The 1236-nt window shown below is 62.1% G+C and carries 3 protein-coding genes; 1 reads left to right on the forward strand and 2 read right to left on the reverse strand.

What is annotated here, in order from left to right:
* On the reverse strand, positions 1–518 hold a 518-nt coding region (locus tag CDQ92_RS20520), incomplete at its 3' end, for an SCO family protein (protein ID WP_144035851.1).
* An 87-nt stretch (positions 519–605) separates the two neighbouring features.
* On the opposite strand from CDQ92_RS20520, the gene CDQ92_RS20525 reads away from it, so the two are divergent.
* On the forward strand, positions 606–950 hold the full coding sequence (locus tag CDQ92_RS20525; RefSeq protein WP_237246140.1) for a hypothetical protein: 345 nt from the start codon (positions 606–608) through the stop codon (positions 948–950).
* Here the strand turns inward: CDQ92_RS20525 and CDQ92_RS20530 are convergent.
* The coding region (locus CDQ92_RS20530; protein WP_144035852.1) for a M48 family metallopeptidase at positions 951–1236 on the reverse strand (286 nt) is incomplete at its 5' end.

A 1236-nucleotide genomic window follows, 5' to 3' on the forward strand; every position in this document is an offset into this window, starting at 1 on the left:
GATCCCTGTCTCTTATACACATCTAGATGTGTATAAGAGACAGCCTTGTTATAAGTCACCACATAGGCTTTCGCGACCGCGGCGATCTGTTCCGGCGTGCCGGTGAGGCCGAGCAGGCGCGGATGATAGCGCGCCACGAAGGGTTTGAGCGCTTCGGGCGTATCACGCGCCGGATCGACGGTGATGAACATCGGCACGACCTTCGCACCGCGCGCGGCATCGATCTTTTCGAACTGCGACAGCCCGCGCATCAGCTTTTGCAGGTCGACTGGACAGATGTCGGGGCAAAAGCTGTAGCCGAAATAGACGAGACGATATTTGCCCGCAAAGTCGGTGTCGCGGACGGTCTTGCCGTTCTGATCGGTGAGCGTGAAGGGGCCGCCGATGCGCGCGCCTTCGAGCGGCGGCTTCGCGGGCGGCGCATCGCCGCCGCCGCTGCAACCCGCGAGCGCGGCACCGAAAGCAATCATCAGGCTTGCGCGGACGAACCTTTGTCCCATATTTGCGATATTCATCATGCCGCCAGCCTTGATCGGCTAGCCATGGAAAATCAACCATTGTCGTCGCCTCAGCGGCGGACAAATTGCCCCAGGGGTCGCCCAGACATGTTCCGACGCGCGGAGTTTCGCCTCGCCTTTTTCCTTGTCACACTGGCTGCAGCGACGGGCCTTCTGCTCAGTCCCGCACAGGCGCAGTTCCGCGGCGGCTATGCCTTTTTGCAGGCAGTCGACAGCCGCGACGGAACCAAGGCGACCGATGCGCTGAAGGATGACCCCTCGTTCGTCAACACGCGCAATCCCGACACCGGCGAAACCGCACTAATCATCGTCACTAAGCCTGTCTCTTATACACATCTAGATGTGTATAAGAGACAGGTACCCAAGGCTGCACCGCCGATCGTCAGACCGTCGCAGCAACAGCGTCCGCCTTCGGATAGCGCGAACGATTAATCAGTCAGCGAAGCGGTAGCGGTGGAGCGAACGCCCTTCGCGGCGCAGCCAGCCACGCGCCGCGGCGACGTCGCCATCGTGCAATTCGTCGACGAGCGCATGAAAGGCTGCACCATGGTCCATATGCCGAAGGTGCGCGACCTCATGCGCGACCGTCGCACGGCGAACATGGTTGGGTGCCATCACAAGCCGCCAGCTGTAGCGGAGGTCACCGTCGTGCGTGCAGCTGCCCCAGCGGCTGCGCGGATCGCCGACGCCAACGCGGCCGACCGATAGACCAGCCGCG

This window comes from Sphingopyxis bauzanensis (assembly GCF_002205675.1).
Taxonomy (GTDB): Bacteria; Pseudomonadota; Alphaproteobacteria; order Sphingomonadales; family Sphingomonadaceae; genus Sphingopyxis; species Sphingopyxis bauzanensis.

Coding starts and splice junctions, on each gene's coding strand:
- CDQ92_RS20525 (WP_237246140.1), top strand. CDS start 606: ATGTTCCGACGCGCGGAGTTTCGCCTCGCCTTTTTCCTTGTCACACTG.